This window comes from Streptomyces caeruleatus (assembly GCF_001514235.1).
Taxonomy (GTDB): Bacteria; Actinomycetota; Actinomycetes; order Streptomycetales; family Streptomycetaceae; genus Streptomyces; species Streptomyces caeruleatus.
On the sequence record NZ_KQ948942.1, the window covers coordinates 111,762 to 131,066 of the forward strand.

Annotated in this window: 17 protein-coding genes; 7 read left to right on the plus strand and 10 right to left on the minus strand. The window is 70.8% G+C overall.

Features of this window, described 5'->3' with window-relative positions:
* Positions 1-41 precede the first annotated feature (41 nt).
* A complete protein-coding gene (locus AQJ67_RS39315) occupies positions 42-857 on the plus strand; it encodes an EI24 domain-containing protein (protein ID WP_062724288.1) in 816 nt (271 codons plus the stop codon).
* A gap of 157 nt (positions 858-1,014) precedes the next feature.
* Here AQJ67_RS39315 and AQJ67_RS39320 read toward each other — a convergent pair whose 3' ends face one another.
* Entirely contained in the window at positions 1,015-2,265 is a 1,251-nt protein-coding gene (locus AQJ67_RS39320; RefSeq protein WP_062724289.1) for a pyroglutamyl-peptidase I, read from the minus strand.
* 141 nt (positions 2,266-2,406) lie between these two features.
* On the opposite strand from AQJ67_RS39320, the gene AQJ67_RS39325 reads away from it, so the two are divergent.
* The gene (locus AQJ67_RS39325) at positions 2,407-4,842 is read left to right on the plus strand and encodes a glycoside hydrolase family 3 protein (RefSeq protein ID WP_062724290.1); all 2,436 of its coding nucleotides are present in this window, start codon (positions 2,407-2,409) and stop codon (positions 4,840-4,842) included.
* A 92-nt stretch (positions 4,843-4,934) separates the two neighbouring features.
* On the opposite strand, the gene AQJ67_RS39330 is transcribed toward AQJ67_RS39325, so the two are convergent.
* Positions 4,935-5,912: an aldose epimerase family protein gene (locus tag AQJ67_RS39330; protein WP_062724291.1), complete on the minus strand. Its 978-nt coding sequence runs from the start codon at positions 5,910-5,912 to the stop codon at positions 4,935-4,937.
* Positions 5,913-5,922: 10 nt separating this feature from the next.
* On the minus strand, positions 5,923-6,813 hold the full coding sequence (locus AQJ67_RS39335) for an SGNH/GDSL hydrolase family protein (RefSeq protein ID WP_062724292.1): 891 nt from the start codon (positions 6,811-6,813) through the stop codon (positions 5,923-5,925).
* Positions 6,814-7,069: 256 nt separating this feature from the next.
* Here AQJ67_RS39335 and AQJ67_RS39340 point away from each other — a divergent pair, with 256 nt between their 5' ends.
* Positions 7,070-7,564 (plus strand): DUF3145 domain-containing protein, encoded by a 495-nt coding sequence (locus tag AQJ67_RS39340; protein WP_062724293.1) that lies wholly within the window; start codon positions 7,070-7,072, stop codon positions 7,562-7,564.
* 169 nt (positions 7,565-7,733) lie between these two features.
* Here AQJ67_RS39340 and fabF read toward each other — a convergent pair whose 3' ends face one another.
* From fabF to AQJ67_RS39365, 5 genes are all read right to left on the minus strand, one after another.
* The gene (fabF, locus tag AQJ67_RS39345; protein ID WP_062724294.1) at positions 7,734-9,005 is read right to left on the minus strand and encodes a beta-ketoacyl-ACP synthase II; all 1,272 of its coding nucleotides are present in this window, start codon (positions 9,003-9,005) and stop codon (positions 7,734-7,736) included.
* Between the two features lie 84 nt (positions 9,006-9,089).
* Positions 9,090-9,338: an acyl carrier protein gene (locus tag AQJ67_RS39350; RefSeq protein ID WP_004001566.1), complete on the minus strand. Its 249-nt coding sequence runs from the start codon at positions 9,336-9,338 to the stop codon at positions 9,090-9,092.
* 111 nt (positions 9,339-9,449) lie between these two features.
* On the minus strand, positions 9,450-10,481 hold the full coding sequence (locus tag AQJ67_RS39355; RefSeq protein WP_062724295.1) for a ketoacyl-ACP synthase III: 1,032 nt from the start codon (positions 10,479-10,481) through the stop codon (positions 9,450-9,452).
* A 14-nt stretch (positions 10,482-10,495) separates the two neighbouring features.
* Positions 10,496-11,407, minus strand: coding sequence for an ACP S-malonyltransferase (locus tag AQJ67_RS39360; RefSeq protein WP_062724296.1), 912 nt, complete (start codon positions 11,405-11,407; stop codon positions 10,496-10,498).
* An 89-nt stretch (positions 11,408-11,496) separates the two neighbouring features.
* On the minus strand, positions 11,497-12,702 hold the full coding sequence (locus AQJ67_RS39365; RefSeq protein ID WP_062724297.1) for a PucR family transcriptional regulator: 1,206 nt from the start codon (positions 12,700-12,702) through the stop codon (positions 11,497-11,499).
* A gap of 457 nt (positions 12,703-13,159) precedes the next feature.
* Between AQJ67_RS39365 and AQJ67_RS39370 the strand changes: the two genes are divergently transcribed.
* Entirely contained in the window at positions 13,160-13,813 is a 654-nt protein-coding gene (locus AQJ67_RS39370) for a pirin family protein (RefSeq protein WP_062724298.1), read from the plus strand.
* 148 nt (positions 13,814-13,961) lie between these two features.
* Positions 13,962-16,226: an MMPL family transporter gene (locus tag AQJ67_RS39375; RefSeq protein ID WP_062724299.1), complete on the plus strand. Its 2,265-nt coding sequence runs from the start codon at positions 13,962-13,964 to the stop codon at positions 16,224-16,226.
* Here the strand turns inward: AQJ67_RS39375 and AQJ67_RS39380 are convergent.
* Positions 16,198-17,013, minus strand: a complete 816-nt coding sequence (locus AQJ67_RS39380; RefSeq protein WP_062724300.1) for a serine hydrolase domain-containing protein — start codon at positions 17,011-17,013, stop codon at positions 16,198-16,200. The two genes, AQJ67_RS39375 and AQJ67_RS39380, sit on opposite strands and share 29 nt — an antisense overlap.
* 142 nt (positions 17,014-17,155) lie before the next feature.
* Here AQJ67_RS39380 and AQJ67_RS39385 point away from each other — a divergent pair, with 142 nt between their 5' ends.
* Both AQJ67_RS39385 and AQJ67_RS39390 read left to right on the plus strand, forming a co-directional pair.
* Positions 17,156-17,656 carry a MerR family transcriptional regulator gene (locus tag AQJ67_RS39385; RefSeq protein ID WP_062724301.1) on the plus strand — a complete coding sequence of 167 codons (501 nt, stop codon included), beginning with the start codon at positions 17,156-17,158 and terminating at the stop codon, positions 17,654-17,656.
* Complete coding sequence (locus tag AQJ67_RS39390; RefSeq protein ID WP_062724302.1) at positions 17,653-18,666, plus strand: aldo/keto reductase; 1,014 nt, start codon at positions 17,653-17,655, stop codon at positions 18,664-18,666. The genes AQJ67_RS39385 and AQJ67_RS39390 overlap by 4 nt, the downstream gene beginning before the upstream one ends.
* A 48-nt stretch (positions 18,667-18,714) precedes the next feature.
* Here AQJ67_RS39390 and AQJ67_RS39395 read toward each other — a convergent pair whose 3' ends face one another.
* A complete protein-coding gene (locus AQJ67_RS39395; RefSeq protein WP_062724303.1) occupies positions 18,715-19,305 on the minus strand; it encodes a dihydrofolate reductase family protein in 591 nt (196 codons plus the stop codon).

Consider the following 19,305-nt stretch of genomic DNA (forward strand, 5'->3'; position numbering starts at 1 on the left):
CCGTGACTGACGCGTGACACGGCCCGACTAGAGTTCGGTCCATGCGCGATCTTGGGACCGGGTTCAGATATCTCCTCAAGGGCCAGCGATGGGTGGCCCGGCACGGCAAGCAGTACGGCTTCGGGCTGATCCCGGGCCTGATCACCCTGCTGCTCTACGCGGCCGCCCTGGTCGCGCTCGCGCTCTGGGGCGAGGACTTCGTCTCCTGGTCGACCCCGTTCGCCGACGACTGGTCGAGCCCCTGGCAGGGCCTCTTCCGCGGCTTCCTCACCGCCGTCCTCTTCGCCCTGGGCCTGCTCCTCTCCGTGATCACCTTCACCGCGGTCACGCTCCTCGTCGGCCAGCCCTTCTACGAGAACCTCTCCGAGAAGGTCGACCGCGACGTCTCCCCCGACGGCACCGCTCCCGAGTCCGGCCTGCCGCTCTGGCGCGAGCTGTGGATCTCGGGCCGCGACAGCCTCCGCATCGTCCTGCGCGCCGCCCTCTGGGGCGTCCTGCTCTTCGCCCTCGGCTTCATCCCGGTCATCGGCCAGACGGCCGTCCCCGTGATCGGCGTCTTCGTCACCGGCTTCTTCCTCACCGAGGAACTCACCGCGGTCGCCCTCCAACGCCGCCGCGTCGAACTCCGCACCCGCCTCACCCTCCTCCGCTCCCGCAAAACCCTCGTCTGGGGCTTCGGCACCCCCCTCGCCGCCGCCTTCCTGGTGCCGTTCGTCGCGGTCTTCCTGATGCCGGGGGCGGTCGCGGGGGCGACGCTGATGGCACGGGAGCTGATGGGGGAGGAGACCGAGGAGGACCGGGACAAGGGTTCACTTCCCGACGCCGGCCCCGGCACTTTCAGCCCGTCCGGCGTTTGAGGACGAGGCGCACCTCCAGCCCGTCCGGCGTTTGAGGACGAGGCCCGAAGGGCCGATGGCGGGGTCTGGGGCGGCAGCCCCAGTGGGGTCGAAGGGGCGGAGCCCCTTCAAGGGAGGGGACGGGTAGGGGCGGCGGGGGCGAAAAACCGCCCGGCCCCTACGAGGCCCCCACCGCCACCCCCACAACCGCCCGCACCTGCGCCACGATGTCCAGCCGATTCCGCACGAACTCCGGATCCGTCACAGCCCCCGTAGCCGGATCGGAGTTACCCGCCCCGAACTGAAGCACCGGCGTATGCACATGCCCACCCGGCAGGGTGTCGTGCAGCCCGAGCCGGTCCCGCAGCAGCGTCGCCCGGTAGGCGATTTCGTTGGACAGGTAGTCCCCACCGCCCCCGGCCCGCGCGGCGGACCCGGCCGACGGCCCGTCCGGCCGCACCACGACCTGCGTACCCCCCGCCGGAATCTCGGTGACACTCGTGTTGTCGTACACGGGGAACCGCCCGGTGTCCGCGGCCACAACCGCCCGATACGGCAGCGTCGTGGTCGTCCACTGCGGCTGCGAGGCCGGATCGGTCACAGGGATCGTCCCGGTCCGCCCCACGTTCTCGTTGTCCCCGAACCCACCCCGCCAGGCCCCGTTGGTCCGCTCGACATCGAACCGCCCGACCCGCCCCTGACTCACGGTCGTGAACAGATCGACCTGCCCCAGATACGGCCGCAACGTCCGCTCCACCGTCCCCGCGGCGAAGTCCGACCAGCGCACCGGAAACACGGCGGTCTCCACCCGCGCCGGCCCCCGCGCCGTCCGGATCACCGTCCCGTCGAGCGCGAGCGCGCTCGCCCCGGACGGATTGGAGATACGGATGTCATGGTCGAGGGTGAACGGGTCGAACCCGGTGACCAGGACGCGCCGGACGCCCTCGCCCCGCGGATAGCGGATGTCCATCTGCCCACGGGACCCCCGCTCCAACGCGTCCAGCAACGCGGCCCGCTGACCGTCACTCAGCCCGAACCCGGGCTCCCAGCTCCGCACCTCCCGCGTCATCGACAACCGCGCCCAGTACAGCGGCCGGTCGTCGTCCCGGCTCAGATCACCCCCGTCCGGCCCCCGCCCTTGCGCCCGCTCCACGGCCCTCCGCCACAGCGCCGACCCTTCGCGTACGACGAGACGCCGGGCCTCGGCGTAGGAGCGCGCGGCGGCGAGGTCGTCGGCGAACTGCTCGGCCGGGACGTCGAATCCGGAGCGGCGCAGGATCTCCTGCGGGGCCGCCTTGTCGAGGCGCTGTTCCTCGACGGTCGGCGCGACCGCCGTCCCGGCGGCGACAGCGGTCCCGGCCGTCGGAGCCGAGAGGCCGGCCAGCAGGGCGAGTCCGAGGACGCCGATCCGAACACGTATGGAATTCAAGGGAGTTACGGTCCTTCCGTCACGGTGGGGGGTGAGGCGGAGCGTGTGTCGTGCAGGACGCCGGAAGTATCCCGAGACGGGAGTAGACCACGCCATGGCGTGGGATTCAAAGGTCTACGGACTCAACGAGGAGGCACCACGATGGCGGGAACCCGCACCCAGGCCGACGAAGCGCGTGAGGCGGTCGTCGAGGCAGCCCTCGCCGGGCTCGACCTCGACGCGAAGGCGCGGCTGCTCGCCGGGCAGGACACCTGGACCCTGCCCGCGCTTCCCGGGATCGGCCTGAAGTCCCTCGTGATGTCCGACGGCCCGATCGGCGTCCGGGGTGTGCGCTGGACCGCCGACGACCCGTCCGTCGCCCTGCCCTCGCCCACCGCCCTCGCCGCCACCTGGGACCCGGAACTCGCCCGCAGGGCCGGGGTACTGCTCGCCCAGGAGGCCCGCCGCAAGGGCGTCCACGTGCTGCTCGCCCCGACCGTCAACCTCCACCGCTCCCCGCTCGGCGGCCGGCACTTCGAGGCCTACAGCGAGGACCCGTACCTGACGGGCACGATCGGCGCCGGCTATGTGAACGGCGTCCAGTCCGGCGGCGTCGGCACCACCGTCAAGCACTTCGTCGCCAACGACGCCGAGACCGAGCGCTTCACCGTGAACAACAAGGTGAGCGCACGCGCCCTGCGCGAGCTGTACCTGGCGCCCTTCGAGATCATCGTCGACAACGCCCGCCCCTGGGGCATCATGACCGCCTACAACACGGTCAACGGCACGACCATGACCGAGCACCACCACCTGGTGAACGAGGTCCTGCGCGGCGAATGGGGCTTCGACGGCTACAACGTCTCCGACTGGATGGCCGCCCGGTCGACCGTCGCCGCCATCGAGGGCGGCCTCGACGCCGCCATGCCCGGCCCGCAGACCGTCTACGGCGAGGCCCTCGCCCAGGCGGTACGGAACGGACAGGTCGCCGAGGCCAAGGTCGACGACGCCGTGCGCAACGTGCTGCGGCTCGCCGCCCGCGTCGGCATCCTCGACGGCGCCGAGCCGGCCGTCACCGAGCACCCCGGGCCCGTCGACGGCGCCGGCCTGGCCCGCGAGATCGCCCGCCGCTCCTTCGTCCTGGTCCGCAACCAGGGCGCCCTCCCGCTCCGGCCGAACGGCACGGTCGCCCTCGTCGGCGCCGCCGCCCGCGACGCCCGCGTCCTCGGCGGCGGCTCCGCCACCGTCTTCCCCGACCGGATCGTCTCCCCGCTCGACGGCCTCACCGCCGCCCTCCCCGACGGCGCCCTGACGTACGCCGTCGGCGCCGACCCGAACACCGAACTCGGCGTCGCCGACAAGGGCTTCGAGCTGCGCGCCGTGTGCCGGGACGCCGACGGGAACGTCATCGGCACCGGCTCCGTCCCGGGCGGCCAGATCCAGTGGATGGGCGACGACCTCCCCGACGGCGTGACCCACGAGTCGCTGCACACCGTCGAACTCACCGGCACCTTCACCCCGCGCGAGACCGGCGCGCACACCTTCGGCATCAAGGGCATCGGCGCCTTCAAGCTCACCGTCGACGGGACCACGTACTTCGACGACGACCAGCGCCCCGCCAAGGACGACCCCTTCATCACCTTCTTCGGCGCCCCCGTCCCCCACGCCCGCCCCGAGCTCACCGCCGGCGAACCGGTCGAGGTCTCCCTCACCTACGTCGTCGAGTTCGCCGAGGACATCCCCATGAAGGTCGTCGCCTTCACGCTCTCCCACCAGGAGCCCCAGCGCGACGCCGACGAGCTGATCGCCGAGGCCGTCGAGGCCGCCCGGCACGCGGACACGGCCGTCGTCGTGGTCGCCACCACCGACCGCGTGGAGTCCGAGGGCTTCGACCGCACCGACCTGACCCTGCCCGGCCGCCAGGACGACCTGGTCCGCGCCGTCGCCGCCGTCAACCCGCACACCGTCGTGGTCGTCAACTCCGGCTCCCCGGTGGAGCTGCCCTGGCGGGAGGAGGTCGCGGCCGTGCTGCTCAGCTGGTTCCCCGGCCAGGAGGGCGGCGCCGCCCTGGCCGACGTCCTCACCGGGGCGCACGAGCCCGGCGGCCGGCTGCCCACCACCTGGGGCTCCCTGGCCGACGCACCCGTCACCCAGGTCGTCCCCACGGACGGTGAACTCCCGTACACCGAGGACGTCTTCATCGGCTACCGCGCCTGGGAGAAGGAGGGCCGCGCCCCGTCGTACCCCTTCGGGCACGGCCTCGGCTACACCGAGTGGACGTACGAGTCCGCCAAGGTCGAGGGGACCACGGTCACGGTCCGCGTCCGCAACTCCGGTGAGCGTGCGGGGCACGAGGTCGTGCAGGTGTACCTGGCGCCGGGCGAGCCCGACGCCGGCCGTCCGGCGCGGTGGCTGGCCGGGTTCGCCGGGGTGGAGGCGGGGCCGGGGGAGACCGTCGAAGCGGTGATCGAGATGCCGCGCCGCGCTTTCGAGACGTGGGACGAGACGACCAATTCGTGGACCTTTGTGAAGGGTTCGTACGAGATCCAGGTGAGTCGCTCGATCACCGACCGCCGGGTGACGGCGGCGATTAACGTCTGAGTCGGGAGAAGTACCCCAGGAACAGCCCCGGCCCGGGTCCTGACGCCCGGGCCGGGGCTTTGGTCTGTCTCCGGCTCAGCGGCTCAGCGGGCTCAGCGGGCCGAGAAGCCGTACACCGTCTCCGAACGGAACACCTCGCCCGGCCGCAGCACCGTGGACGGGAACTCCGGCCGGTTCGGGGAGTCCGGGAAGTGCTGGGTCTCCAGCGCGATGCCGTCGCCCGGCGAGAACGGCTCGGTCAGATGGTCGGCCGTGTACAGCTGGAGTCCCGGCTCGGTGGTCGCCACCGTCAGCGCCCGCCCCGTCGACGGGTCGTACAGCTCGGCGACCTCCCGCGCACTCCCCGTCACCCCCTTGTCGAGCACGAAGTTGTGGTCGTACCCCGCACCGACCTTCCGCGCCTCACGGAAGTCGAACCGCGTGCCCGCGACCTCCGCCGGCGCGCCGGTCGGGATGAGGTCCGCGTCCACCGGAGTGAACCGGGAGGCGGCCAGCCGCAGTTCGTGCCCGTCCGCGCTCCCCGCCTGCGCCCCGGCCAGATTGAAGTAGCTGTGGTTGGTCAGGTTCACCACGGTCGGCGCGTCCGTCACCGCCTCGTACGCGATCCGCAGCGCCCCGTTCTCGTCCAGCGTGTAGGTCGCCGAGACGTCGAGCCGCCCCGGGAAGCCCTCCTCGCCGTGCGGACTGACCCGGCCGAGCCGCACACCGTGCTCGACCGGCGTCACCTCCCACACGCGCTTGTCGAAGCCGCGCTCGCCACCGTGCAGGGAGTTGGGCGGATTGTTCGGGTGGAGCGCGTACGTCAGACCGTCCAGCGGGAACCGGCCGCCCGCGATCCGGTTGGCGTACCGCCCGATGAGAGCGCCGAGATAGGGCCCGGGGTGGGTGAGGTACCCGTCCAGGTCGGAGAAGCCCAGCACCACGTTCGCCGGGTGCCCGTGCCGGTCCGGTACCTCCAGCGACTGCACGATCCCGCCGTACGACAGCACCCGAACCCGGACGCCAGCGCGCTCCAGCGTCCAGCGATGGATCTGCGTACCGTCGGAAAGTGTGCCGAAGTGTTCGCTCATGAGCGGAACACTAGTTCGTGATCCTCCGGTAGGCGATCTCGGCCAGCCGTGCCTGACCGTTCACACTCGGATGGAACCAGTCCCACTGGCTCAGCTGAGTGGCACCGAACCGGAAGTCGTACACCGCGCCGTCGTCGAACCGGCAGTGGCGGTCCTTCGCACAGACCTCCTCCAACACCTTGTTGTACGCCTCCACCCGCCCCTGCACCGTCTCGCGCCGCTGGTTCGCCGCCGCGGTCAGCGACTCGGCGTCGCCCAGCATCGACGGGCAGATGCCCAGCTTCCACACCTGCCGGCCCACCGGACTGGTCCGGCCCTGCTCCCACAGCCGCTTCAGGTTCGGCACGCTCGCCACATACACCTGCGTCTTCGGCAGCGCCTCCCGCAACGTGCCCATCGCGTCCTCGAACTGCGAGCGGAACTCGGCCACCGACGTCATCGCGTCCGTCGTGTCCCGGCAGGCGTCGTTCGCCCCCGCCATCACCGCCACCAGCTCCGGCCGGTGCGCCACCGCCCGTGCCATCTGCCCCGGCACGTCCGCCATCCGCGCCCCGGTCACCGCGTAGTTCCAGCTGCGCTTCGCCGCGTCCGCCTTCCCCAGCAGCCGTACGGCGAGACTGTCGACCTGCGGACTGCTGCCGGTCGCCCACGACACCTCGGGGCAGTCCGACAGGACCGTACAGGCGTCGAAACCGGTCGTGATGGAGTCGCCGACAGCCGCGATCGACGCCGGACTGCGGTCCCACGCCGGCGTCGGCTTCGGCGACGGGCGCGCGCTTCCCGCCCCGGTGCCGGACGGCGCCGGGGAGTCGCCGCCGACGGCGTCACAGCCGGCGACTCCCAGCACGGTCGCGGTCACGGCGGCGAACACCGCGCGCGAAAGGTGCCGTCGCTTCGGCATCGGTGGTCCATCCCCTCGCTCGGCCCCGTCATTGGTCTCCAACCCATGACAACGCACGAGGGTTCCCATCCGGCTCATGCAACGGCTCACACCCGTACAAGCGTCCTGCCGGGTGAATGGCGGGCGTTTCGCGCCACCGGGACCGACGGTACGTCACACTCCTTGCGCCGCCGCACGGTAGCCTCGCCATCAACGTGGCCGTCCGGCCACTATCGTCCGCCAGTTCGCAAGATGTCCGCTCTGCCCGGAGGTCCCGGTGACGACACGTGGAGTTCTGTACGTGCACTCCGCGCCGCGCGCGCTGTGCCCGCATGTCGAGTGGGCCATCGCCGGGGTGCTCGGCACGCGCGTCAACCTCGACTGGATCCGGCAGCCCGCCGCGCCCGGCACCTGGCGCTCGGAGTTCTCCTGGCAGGCCGAGGCCGGTACCGCCTCCAAGCTGGCCTCCGCCCTGCGCGGTTGGCACCTCCTGCGCTTCGAGGTCACCGCCGAGCCCTGCCCCACCGCCGAGGGCGAGCGCTACAGCTGCACCCCCGACCTGGGCATCTTCCACGCCGTCACCGGCATCCACGGCGACATCCTCATCCCCGAGGACCGACTGAGGGCGGCCCTGGCCCGTTCACAGCGCGGCGAGACCGAACTTGAGGCCGAGATCGCCAAACTGCTGGGCAAGCCCTGGGACGACGAGCTGGAGCCCTTCAGGTACGCGGGCGAGGGCGCGCCGGTCCGCTGGCTCCACCAGGTCGTCTGAAGAGACCTGGGCAGGGGCTTTCAGGGGCGCGGGGCTGTATCGATTTGCGGCTCCGCCGCGTGGGCGCGACCAGCCCACGATGGCCCGCAGTCGGCCGACAACAATCACCACCAACGGCGATGGCCCGAACTCTTCCCAGAGTCCGGGCCATTCTCAACCAACGCCGATCTCAGACAGACCGGAACGCCAGCACCACATTGTGCCCGCCGAACCCGAACGAGTCGTTCAGCGCGGCGATCCGCCCCTCGACAGGCAGCTTCCGAGCCTCCCCACGGATGACGTCGGCATTCGCCTCGGCCTCCGGGTCGAGGTTCTCGACATTGATGGTCGGCGGAGCCACCCGGTGGTACAGCGCGAGCACCGTCGCCACGGTCTCCACACCACCGGCACCACCCAGCAGATGCCCGGTCATCGACTTCGTCGCGGACACCGCCATGTGGTCGGCGTCGTCACCGAACACCTTCCGCAGCGCCTTCAGCTCGGCGATGTCACCGGCAGGCGTCGACGTCGCGTGCGCGTTGACGTGCACGATCTCCGCCGGGTCCAGGTCGTTGCGGTCCAGCAGGTTCTGCAGGGCCTGCGAGATACCGCGGCCCTCGGGCTCGGGCTGCACGATGTCGTGCGCGTCGGCGGAGATGCCCTGCCCGACCGCCTCGGCGTACACCCGCGCCCCGCGCTTGGCGGCGTGCTCGGCGGACTCCAGGACGATCACGCCGGCGCCCTCACCGAGGACGAAGCCGTCGCGGGCGACGTCGTAGGGACGCGACGCGCCCTGCGGGTCGTCGTTGTTCTTGGACATCGCCATCATGTTGCCGAACGCGGCGATGGGCAGCGGGTGGATCGCCGCCTCCGTGCCACCCGCGATGACGACGTCGGCGCGGCCGGTGCGGATCATCTCGATGGCGTAGCCGATGGCCTCGGCGCCCGACGCGCAGGCGGAGACCGGCGTGTGCACGCCCGCACGGGCGCCCACGAGCAGGCCTACGTTCGCGGAGGGGCCGTTCGGCATCAGCATGGGGACGGTGTGCGGGGAGACGCGGCGGACGCCCTTCTCCTTGAGCACGTCGTACTGGTCGAGCAGCGTCGTCACGCCGCCGATGCCGGAGGCGACGACTGCGCCGAGGCGGTCGGGGTCGACGTTCGGGTCCTCGCCGGCCTTGGCCTCGAACCCGGCGTCCTTCCACGCCTCCTGCGCGGCGATCAGCGCGAACTGCGCCGAGCGGTCCAGTCGGCGGGCCTGCGGCCGCGGGATGACCTCGGTCGGCTCCACGGCGACCGGCGCGGCGATACGGACCGCCTGGTCGGCGGCCCAATCCTGCTCCAGGGGCTTGACGCCGGACTTGCCGGCGATCAGGCCCTCCCAGGTAGAGGCTGCGTCGCCACCCAGCGGTGTGGTTGCGCCGATACCGGTGACGACCACGGTGCGATTGGTCGGGCTCACGGGAATTCTTTCTCCAAGGAATGGGGATTCAGCGGCGCCACCGCCGGGTGGCGGGGCAGTCAGCCCAGAAGCGTGATCGGAGGATCAGCCCTGGTGCTTGAGGATGTAGTCGGTCGCGTCGCCCACGGTCTTGAGGTTCTTGACGTCCTCGTCCGGGATCTTCACGTCGAAGCGCTCTTCGGCGGCGACGACGACCTCGACCATGGACAGCGAGTCGACGTCCAGGTCGTCGGTGAAGGACTTGTCCAGCTGGACGTCCTCAACCGGGATGCCGGCGATCTCGTTCACGATGTCGGCGAGACCGGCGACGATCTCTTCCTGAGTGGCGGCCATCTTGGCGCTCCTTCTTTGTTGTTCAGGTTGTTCAGCGAGTGTTCGCTCCCGCCGCGGCAGCGACGGGTGGTGCGGTTCCCGTGCCGGCTCACAAGATCCGGCACGGAGTGCCTAGGGGAGAGTAACGACCGTCGCGGCGTATACGAGACCCGCCCCGAATCCGATGACTAGCGCGGTGTCGCCGCTCTTCGCCTCGCCGGTCGCCAGGAGCCGCTCCATCGCGAGCGGGATCGAGGCGGCCGAGGTGTTGCCGGTGGTGCGCACGTCGCGGGCGACCGTGACGTGCTCCGGCAGCTTCAGTGTCTTCACCATCGAGTCGATGATCCGCTCGTTGGCCTGGTGCGGAATGAAGACGTCCAGGTCGTCCGGGGTGATTCCGGCCGCGTCCAGCGCCTGCTGGGCGACCTTCGCCATCTCGAACACGGCCCAGCGGAACACCGTCTGGCCCTCCTGCGTGATCGCGGGGAACTTGACGTTTCCCTCGCTGTCGAGCGGGAGCTTGGAGACATCGCCGATGCGGAAGTCGGTCCACCGCACCGTCTGCTTGATCGTCTCGGACTTGTCGCCCTCGGAACCCCACACCGTCGGACCGATGTGCGGCTCCTCGGAGGGGCCGACCACGACCGCGCCGGCGCCGTCACCGAACAGGAACGCCGTCGCCCGGTCCTCCAGGTCGGTGAGGTCGGACAGCCGCTCCACACCGATGACCAGGACGTACTCGGCGCTGCCCTCGACGATCATGCCCTTGGCGAGGGTCAGGCCGTAGCCGAAGCCCGCGCAGCCGGCCGAGATGTCGAAGGCGGCGGCCTTGTTCGTGCCGAGCTTGTCGGCGATCTCGGTCGCGACGGCCGGGGTCTGCCGGAAGTTCGAGACGGTCGAGACGATCACGCCGCCGATCTGCTCGGCGGAGATCCCGGCGTCGGCGATGGCCTTGCCGGACGCCTCGACCGACATCGCGGCGACGGTCTCCTCGTCGTTCGCCCAGTGCCGCGTCTCGATGCCGGAGCGCGAGCGGATCCACTCGTCGGACGAGTCGATCTTCTCCAGGATCACCTCGTTGGGCACCACCCGGGTCGGGCGGTACCCGCCGACGCCGAGGATGCGCGCGTACGGGGCGCCCTTGCTGGGCTTCAGCTTCGCCATGCTCGGGCTCCTTGTCAGGCGTGCTCTGCGATGAGCTCGCGAGCAGCGTCCAGGTCGTCGGGGGTCTTCAGCGCCAGGGTCGTCACACCCGGCAGCGCGCGCTTGGCCAGACCGGTCAGCGTGCCACCCGGGCACACCTCGATCAGGGCCGTGACACCGAGCTCCTTGAAGGTTTCCATGCACAGGTCCCAGCGGACCGGGTTGGCGACCTGCCCGACGAGACGCTCCAGCACCTCGGAGCCGGCGACGACCGTCCGACCGTCCTTGTTGGAGACGTAGGTGACCCGCGGGTCGCCGGGCACGAGCTCCTTGGCGGCCTCGGCCAGCTTCTCGACCGCGGGGCCCATGTGGTGCGTGTGGAACGCGCCCGCGACCTTCAGCGGGACGACCTTGCGCACCCCCTCGGGCTTGTCCTCGTTCAGCGCGGCGAGCTGCTCCATGGTGCCGGCGGCCACGATCTGACCGGCGCCGTTGATGTTCGCCGGGGTCAGACCCAGCTTCTCCAGGTGCGCGAGCGAGGTGTCCGGGTCGCCGCCGAGCAGCGCCGACATACCGGTCTCGGTGATCGCGGCGGCCTCGGCCATGGCCAGACCCCGCTTGCGTACGAGGGTCAGCGCGGCGGTGTCGTCGAGGACGCCCGCGAAGGCGGCCGCGGTGATCTCACCGACGCTGTGGCCGGCCACGGCCCCGGGCACAATGTCACCCAGTGCCGCGGCGGACAGGATGCCGGCCGCGACCAGCAGCGGCTGCGCCACGGAGGTGTCCCGGATGGCGTCGGCGTCGGCCTGCGTGCCGTAGTGGACGAGGTCCAGTCCGATGGCGTCGGACCACGCGGCGACGCGGTCCGCGGCACCGGGGAGTTCGAGCCAGGGAGTCAGGAAGCCGGGCGTCTGGGCGCCCTGGCCGGGAGCGACGAGTACGAGCACTCTCACACTCTCTCTTGGGGACGGGCACGGCCGCCCGTGGGGACAAGGACGAAGAACACGAGGGGGTTTTGTGGACCCCCGACAAAACCCTAGAGCTGAAGATCGCCGTCGACCAGACGCCCCAGGATCAGCGCGATCCGCAGAGTGAACGCGGAGCGTACATCGGAAGGCGACCAGCCGGTGACGTCAGTCACACGTCGAAGCCGGTAGCGCACGGTGTTGGGATGCACGAAGAGCATCCGTGCGGCCCCCTCCAGGCTGCTCGCCTGCTCCAGATAGACCGAGAGCGTCTCCAGCAGAGCCGATCCGGCCTCCTCCAGCGGTCTGTAGATCTCCTCCACCAACTGCTCGCGCGCACTGGGATCCCCGGCGATGGCGCGCTCCGGCAGCAGATCGTCCGCCAGCACCGGCCGCGGCGCGTCCTGCCAGGCCGAACACGCCTTCAGCCCGGCGGCGGCGGCCTGCGCGGACCGGGTCGCGGCCAGCAGATCGGGTACCACGGGCCCCGCCACGACCGGCCCGGCGGCATACGGCCCGATCAGCGACTTGGCGACGGCGATGGGATTGTCACTGCCGCCCGCGATGACGACGAGCCGGTCCCCGAGCACCCCGGTCAGCACCTGGAGCTTGGCGTGCCGGGCGGCCCGCCGGATGGCCTCGACGGTCAGCTCGCTGTCCCCGTCGGGCGCCGTACCCAGAAGGACACAGACGTGCTCGGGGGAGTTCCACCCGAGCGCGGCGGCACGGCTGACCGCGCCCTCGTCGGCCTCGCCGCTGAGCACGGCGTTGACCACGAGCGACTCCAGACGGGCGTCCCAGGCACCGCGTGCCTCCGCGGCCTGGGCATAGACCTGGGCGGTGGCGAACGCGATCTCACGGGCGTAGACGAGCAGCGCCTCCCGCAGCACGCTCTCGTCACCGGGAGCGGCGACCTCGTCGATGGCCGACTCCATCACCTCGATGGTGGTGCGCACCATCTCCACGGTCTGACGGAGCGTGATGGCGCGGGTCAGCTCGCGCGGCGCGGTCCCGAAGACATCGGTGGAGATCGCCTGGGGCGCGTCGGGATGCCGGAACCACTCGGTGAAGGCGGCGATACCGGCCTGGGCGACCAGACCGATCCAGGAACGGTTCTCCGGGGGCATGGCCCGGTACCACGGCAGCGTCTCGTCCATCCGCGCGATGGCCTGCGCGGCGAGAGAACCGGAGGACTTCTCGAGCCGCTTCAAGGTCGCGGAGTGCGGGTGGACGTCGTGCGCGGCGGGTTCGGACTTACGGGCTACGGGTTCGGGCACGGGGACAAGACTGCCTTATCGGGACGGGGGTGCGTGTCGGAGGGGGTTGTGGTGGGGGTTCGTGGCTCGGTGGGCTGTGTTGTGCTTTCGGGGGTGGGGTGCTGAATCTCTTGCTTCGTTCGCCTTCGGGGCGCCACATGTCGCCTGCGGCTCTCTTCGCGGCCGGTGTCCGGCAGACAGCGCGGGTGGGTGGGAACCCGAGGGGACTCCGCCCGCCCGGGCACCCCCAGCCCGTCCGGCGTTTGAGGACGAGGCGCACTTTCAGCCCGTCCGGCGTTTGAGGACGAGGCCCGAAGGGCCGATGGCGGGGTCTGGGGCGGCAGCCCCAGTGGGGTCGAAGGGGCGGAGCCCCTTCAAGGGATGGGACGGGTAGGGGCGGCGGGGGCGAGGAAACGCACCGGAGGGCGTGGCGTCGAGGCCCGGCTGTCCGGCCCGGCAGGGATACCGTGGGGCCGTGATGGACGTACGGCGCGCCGCGGAGCGCTACCCCGGAGGGGATCCGGCAGCAGGCATCTCGTCGCGCCACGCCTTCTCCTTCGGACCGCACTACGACCCCGACAACCTCCGCTTCGGCGCGATGATCGCCTGCAACGAGGAGCGCCTCGAACCCGGCGCCGGTTTCGACGAACATCCGCACAGCCACACCGAGATCGTGACGTGGGTGGTGGAGGGCGAACTGACGCACCGGGACTCCACGGGACACGAGACGCGGGTCGGGCCCGGCGACGTGCAGCGGCTCAGCTCGGCCGGCGGCGTACGGCACGTGGAGCGCAACGACGCCGAGGTACCCCTGACCTTCGTCCAGACCTGGCTCGCCCCGCTGACCCCGGGCGGCGACCCGGCGTACGAGATCGTCCACGGCATCGCGGACTCGACGCCGTACGCCGTCCCGGAGGCGGGCACGATGCTCCATGTGCGGCGGCTGGCGGCGGGGGAGCGGACGGCGGTCCCGGACGGGGCGTACCTGTACGTGCATGTCGTGGGGGGTGCGGTGCGCCTGGGCGGCGAGGAACTGGGCGCCGGGGACGCGGCACGCATCACCGGCGCCGAGGGGATTGAGGCGGTGGGGATGGGCGCGGCGGAGCTGCTGATCTGGGAGATGGCCGGGTAGTCCGGGCAGTCCGGGCAGTCCGGGCAGTCCTTGCACTCCGGGTAGCCCGGGTAGCCCGGGTAGTGGTGGGGCTCGAGATGCCTAAGTGGTCGGAGCGACGTCAAATGGAGGTGTCTGACAACCCGCCCGGCAGAGAAGAGCCGAGCCCATGGCGAGACGCACGAGCGAGGGGGGACGGGGCGACGCCCCGAAAAAGGGGGGCCTGCGACGGCTCGGTGAGTGGTGTGCCCACCACTTCGTGATCGTCATCGTCGCCTGGGTCGTGGCGCTCGGCGTGCTCCAGGCCCTCAACCACATCCACGGCGGCGAGTACTCGGACAATTTCGCCCTGTCCGACGTACAGTCCGAGAAGGGCCTGGACGTCCTCAAGGCGCACGATCCGCAGGCCGGCGGCTACAGCAGCCAGATCGTGATGCACGACGCGGACAAGTCCCTGACCTCGGTCGGCTCGCAGATGTCGACCACCGTCGCCGACCTCCAGAAGCTGCCGCACGTGCTGAGCGTGCAGAACCCGCTGGAGGCCACCTCCTCGAAGGTCGGGCCGCTGTCATCGGACGGGAAGACCGGCTACATCACCATCCGCTTCAACGAGCAGCCCTCCCTGCTGGGCGACAGCTATCTGAACGGCGTCGACAGCGCCGTGGAGCCGCTCAGACAGGCCGGCGTCGACGTCGAGTACGGCGGATCGCTCGGCGAGCTGGAGCGGCCCGCCGGCAACGACCGGATCAGCGAGGCGATCGGGTTCGGCGTCGCCATCGTCGTCCTGCTGATCGGCTTCGGCAGTGTGCTCGCGGCCGGACTGCCACTGGTCACGGCCCTGATCGGCGTGGTCGGCGGACTGGCCTGCCTCGGGCTGCTCGCCATCGCGTTCACCTTCGCCACCGTCTCGCCCACGCTGGCCACGATGATCGGCCTCGGCGTCGGCATCGACTACGCCCTCTTCCTGCTGACCCGGCACCGGCAGAACCTGATGGACGGCGCCGACCCGGTGCGCGCCGCCGGGCACGCCGCCGCCACCAGCGGACGCGCGGTCCTGGTCTCCGGTACGACGGTGATCGTCGCCCTGATGGGCCTGTGGGTGTCCGGCGTGGACTTCATCGGCCTGCTCGGCGTCGCCGCGGCCGTCACGGTCGTCTCGGCCGTCCTCGGCGCGCTGACCCTGGTCCCGGCCCTGCTGGGGCTGATCGGCCGCAACGTCGACCGCTGGCATGTGCGCAAGCCCATCGCCGAGACCGAGGCAGCGGCCGGGGGCGACACGTCCCAGGGCACCTGGCACCGGTACGCCAAGCGCGTGGAGCACCATCCGTGGCGGTACCTGTCCGCCGGCATCGTCACCGTCGCGGTGCTGGCCATCCCCGTGTTCTCGATCCAGCTCGGCCACATCGGCGACGGCGCCGACCCCACGTCCTTCACCGACCGCCGGGCCTTCGACCTGATGACGGACGCCTTCGGCGCGGGCTCCAACGGGCCGCTCACCGTCGTCGTGGACCAGACGAACGTACCGGACTCGCAACGCTCCGACCTGGCCTCGAAGACCCAGCAGGCCCTGAACGACGCGTCCGGGACCTCCTTCGTCAGCCCGCTGCAGCCGACGCAGGACGGCGACGTCCTGGTCGGCACGGTCTACTCGTCGGTGTCCCCGCAGAACAAGGACACCACCGACCTCACCAACCGGCTCTACGACCACACCCTCCCCGACGCGGCCGCCGGCACCGACGCCAAGGGCTACGTCACCGGGACCACGGCCGCCCAGGTCGACTTCCGCGACATCGTCGCGCAGCGGCTGCCGCTGATCATCGCCGTCGTGGTGGGCCTCGCCTTCCTGATCGTCCTGGCTGTCTTCCGCGGCCTGCTGGTCGCCGTGAAGGCGGCCGTCCTGAACGTCCTGTCGATCGCGGCCTCGTACGGCGTCGTCGTGGCGGTCTTCCAGTGGGGCTGGGGCGGGCCCGCGCTGGGGGTGCACGGCAAGGTGCCCATCGAGAGCTATGTGCCGATGATGATGTTCGCCATCATCTTCGGGCTCAGCATGGACTACGAGATCTTCCTGCTCAGCCGGGTGCACGAGGCGTGGCTGCGTACCGGGGACGCCAAGGACTCGGTCGCCCATGCCCTGGAGATCACCGCGCGGGTGATCACCTGCGCGGCGCTGATCATGGTGAGCGTGTTCGCGGCCTTCATCATCAGCGACAACATCGTCGTCAAGATGCTGGGCCTGGGACTCGCCGTCAGTGTGCTCATCGACGCCACGGTGGTCCGGCTGCTGATGGTGCCCGCCGTGATGACGCTGCTGGGCAGACACGCCTGGTGGACGCCCCGGTGGCTGGACAGGATCCTCCCGCACATCGACACCGAGGGAGCGGGCGAGGCCCTCGGCACGGCCGGGACTACAGCTGGGCGCGCACCGCGTCCGTGAACCCCGGCCACACCTCGACCGCCCACGGTCCGAACGCCCGGTCCGTCAGCGCGACACAGGCCGCGCCGGCGTCCGGGTCGATCCACAGGAACGTCCCCGACTGCCCGAAGTGCCCGAAGGTGCGCGGCGAGGACGAGGCGCCCGTCCAGTGCGGCGACTTGCCGTCCCGGATCTCGAAGCCGAGCCCCCAGTCGTTGGGGTTCTGGTGCCCGTACCCCGGCAGCACGCCCTTCGTCCCCGGGTACTGCACGGTCATCGCCTCGGCGACCGTCCGCGGGTCCAGCAGCCTGGGCGCCTGCACCTCCGCCGCGAACCGCAGCAGATCCTCGACGGTCGACACCCCGTCCTTCGCCGGGGAGCCCTCCAGGGAGGTGGCCGTCATCCCCAGCGGCTCCAGGACCGCCTGCCGCAGATACTCCGCGAACGGAATGTCCGTCGCCTTCGCGACATGGTCCCCGAGCTGCTCGAACCCGGCGTTGGAGTACAACCGTCGCGCCCCGGGCGGCGCCATCACCCGGTGCTCGTCGAAGGCCAGCCCCGAGGTGTGCGCGAGCAGATGCCGTACGGTCGCCCCCTCCGGCCCGGCGGGTTCGTCGAGCTCGACCGCCCCCTCCTCGTACGCGACGAGCACCGCGTAGGCGGCCAGCGGCTTGGTGACCGAGGCGAGCGGGAAACGGTGCCCGACGGGGCCGTGGGTCCCGAGGACGGTCCCGTCCGCCCGTACGACACCCGCCGCGGCGGTGGGAACCGGCCAGTCTTCGATCAACGCGAGGCTCTGCAAGGACATGCCCACGAGCCTAAGCGGCCTACCGGTACGGCCGCATCGAGGGTCCGTGTTCCGCAAGGCGTCGACGATCACGCCATGTCCCGTGCTTTTCTTACCGTTTCCGCTTGCTTGGAGCGCACTCCAAGGCCATAGCGTTGAGCGCATGACGGTGATGGAGACCACGAGTACCAGGACCGACAGCTGTGCGGCTCCGCCGCATCCGCACCGGCGGCCGCAGGGCCAGGACAGCTACACGATCAGCGAGGTCGTCGCCTTCACCGGTCTGACGGCCCACACCCTGCGCTGGTACGAGCGGATCGGCCTCATGCCGCACGTCGACCGCTCGCACACCGGCCAGCGCCGCTACAGCAACCGCGACCTGGACTGGCTCGACCTCGTCGGCAAGCTGCGCCTCACCGGCATGCCGGTCGCCGACATGGTCCGGTACGCCGAGCTGGTGCGCGAGGGCGACCACACGTTCGGCGAGCGCTTCGAGCTGCTGGAGACGACCCGCCGCGACGTCCTCGCCCGGATCGCCGAGCTCCAGGACACGCTGGCCGTACTCGACCGGAAGATCAGTTTCTACGCGGACGCGGGGCGTCTGTACGAGCAGGACAAGACGTACGAGCAGAACAGCACGGAGAAGGTGGAGAAGGCCGGATGACGGACAGCAGGATCGCGACGGCACGACTCGGCGCGACGGGCCCCGAGGTCGGCGTCCAGGGCCTCGGCTGCATGGGCATGAGCTTCGGGTACGGTCCCGCCGACGCGGACGAGTCCAGGGCGACCTTGGAACGCGCGCTGGAACTGGGCGTCACGCTGTACGACACGGCGGACGCGTACGGGGCGGGGGAGAACGAGAGGTTCCTGTCGCCGTTCTTCAAGGCGCACCGGGACGAGGTCGTCATCGCCACGAAGTTCGCTCTGGCGATCCCGCCGGACGACCCGACCCGCCGCGTCATCCGCAACGACGAGCCGTACATCCGCCAGGCCGTCGAGGCGAGCCTGCGCCGTCTGGACGTCGACGTGATCGACCTCTACTACATGCACCGCCGGGATGTGAACATACCCATCGAGGAGACGGTCGCCGTGATGGCCGACCTGGTCCGCGAGGGCAAGGTCAAGCACCTGGGCCTGAGCGAGGTGACGGGTGCGGAACTGCGTGCCGCGCAGGGCGTCCACCCCATCGCGGCCGTGCAGTCGGAGTGGTCCCTGTTCAGCCGCGACATCGAGGCGAACGTGGTGCCGACGGCCCGCGAACTGGGCGTCGCCCTCGTCCCGTACTCCCCGCTGGGCCGGGGCTTCCTCACGGGCTCCTTCGCCAAGGCCGAGGACCTGACGACCGACGACTTCCGCCGCCAACAGCCCCGCTTCACCGGCGAGAACGCCACGACCAACGCCGCGCTCCTCACCCCGATCCGCACCGTCGCCGAGGCCCACGGCTCCACCCCGGGCCAGATCGCCCTGGCCTGGGTCCAGCAACAGGCAGCCCTGCACGGCCTCCCCGTCATCCCCATCCCGGGCACCCGCAAGGCGACCCGAGTGGAGGAGAACGCCGGGGCGACGCGAATCGTCCTGACCGAGGAGGAGTTGGCCCTCCTGGACCCGATCGCGGCACAGGTGGCAGGCGACAGGTACGCGGACATGCGGTTCGCGTCGGCGGGCAGGGAGTAGTCGGCGGGCGGGGAGTAGTCGGCGGGCGGGGAGTAGAGGCTCTCGCCCTCAGTCGCGGGTGTAGGTGAGGAACGCTGTCCCGCTCTCCAGGACGACATGGTCCGTCAGATTCCAGGTACGCGGATCGAATGCGGCTGTGCGACCGAAGAGCGGGATTCCGATGCCGATGGTCAAGGGGCCCAGTTTGACGATCAGCTGGTCGATCTCGGTGTACAGGGCGCCCGCCAGTCCGCCCCCGCCGACCAGCCAGATGTCCTTGCCGTCCTCCTGCTTCAACTCCCGCACCCTCGCCACCGGGTCGCCCGTGACCAGTTCCACGGCCGGGTCGGGGCTCTTGGCCAAGGTGGTGGAGAACACCAGGTGCCTCAGATGCGGGTAGGCGTCCGTGATACCGGCTTCGAGGCCTATCTCGTACGATTTGCGCCCTTCGAGGATGGTGTCGAAGTGCGTGCCCTCCGCGGTGATGGACAGGGCCTTCCTGGCCGGGGCGGGCAGGGTCTCGGGGTACTCCGCGGCCAGGTGCCGCAGATAGTCGCCGGGGATCGGCCAGAAGCCGTCAGGTCCTGTGGGGTCGGCGCCGTCGGGCCCGGCGATGAAACCGTCGAGGGTGGCGGCGATGTAGTACACGAGCTTGCGCAC

Excerpts from the sequence above, each read along its gene's own strand:
- AQJ67_RS39315 (WP_062724288.1), top strand. The coding sequence starts at position 42 with ATGCGCGATCTTGGGACCGGGTTCAGATATCTCCTCAAGGGCCAGCGA.
- AQJ67_RS39325 (WP_062724290.1), top strand. The coding sequence starts at position 2,407 with ATGGCGGGAACCCGCACCCAGGCCGACGAAGCGCGTGAGGCGGTCGTC.
- AQJ67_RS39330 (WP_062724291.1), bottom strand. The coding sequence starts at position 5,912 with ATGAGCGAACACTTCGGCACACTTTCCGACGGTACGCAGATCCATCGC.
- AQJ67_RS39335 (WP_062724292.1), bottom strand. The coding sequence starts at position 6,813 with ATGCCGAAGCGACGGCACCTTTCGCGCGCGGTGTTCGCCGCCGTGACC.
- AQJ67_RS39350 (WP_004001566.1), bottom strand. The coding sequence starts at position 9,338 with ATGGCCGCCACTCAGGAAGAGATCGTCGCCGGTCTCGCCGACATCGTG.
- AQJ67_RS39355 (WP_062724295.1), bottom strand. The coding sequence starts at position 10,481 with ATGGCGAAGCTGAAGCCCAGCAAGGGCGCCCCGTACGCGCGCATCCTC.
- AQJ67_RS39370 (WP_062724298.1), top strand. The coding sequence starts at position 13,160 with ATGGACGTACGGCGCGCCGCGGAGCGCTACCCCGGAGGGGATCCGGCA.
- AQJ67_RS39375 (WP_062724299.1), top strand. The coding sequence starts at position 13,962 with ATGGCGAGACGCACGAGCGAGGGGGGACGGGGCGACGCCCCGAAAAAG.
- AQJ67_RS39380 (WP_062724300.1), bottom strand. The coding sequence starts at position 17,013 with ATGTCCTTGCAGAGCCTCGCGTTGATCGAAGACTGGCCGGTTCCCACC.
- AQJ67_RS39385 (WP_062724301.1), top strand. The coding sequence starts at position 17,156 with ATGACGGTGATGGAGACCACGAGTACCAGGACCGACAGCTGTGCGGCT.
- AQJ67_RS39390 (WP_062724302.1), top strand. The coding sequence starts at position 17,653 with ATGACGGACAGCAGGATCGCGACGGCACGACTCGGCGCGACGGGCCCC.